Here is a 305-nt window from a genome sequence, read left to right as displayed (position 1 = left end):
GAGCCTCTATTGTCATCATGCTGCGCAGCCTCAAGCTCTACGGCATGGCAAATGCGGTCGACGATCTGGTCGCCCAGGGCGCGCCAGCGTTCGAAGCTGCCACGCCAATGCTGTCACAGCTGCTCAAGGCCGAGATCGCCGAACGTGAGGTACGGTCCATCGCCTACCACACGAAGGTCGCCCGCTTCCCGGCCTACAAGGATTTGACGGGCTTCGACTTTGCATCGAGTGAAATCATTGAAGCAACAGTGCGGCAGCTACACCGATGCGAGTTTATCGAAGCGGCCGAGAATGTCGTTTTGATC

General features: G+C 58.0%; 1 protein-coding gene. It reads left to right on the top strand.

Features of this window, described 5'->3' with window-relative positions; all coding sequences use genetic code 11:
* Positions 1 to 17: 17 nt before the first annotated feature.
* Positions 18 to 305, top strand: a 288-nt coding sequence (locus tag BFP70_RS12075; protein ID WP_369820204.1) for an ATP-binding protein, incomplete at its 3' end; no start/stop codon positions are given.

The sequence above is a fragment of the Thioclava sp. SK-1 genome, from assembly GCF_001705665.1.
Lineage (GTDB): Bacteria > Pseudomonadota > Alphaproteobacteria > Rhodobacterales > Rhodobacteraceae > Thioclava.
The sequence above is the reverse complement of the archived record's forward strand: the minus strand, read 5'-3'. Positions and strand labels throughout refer to the sequence as shown.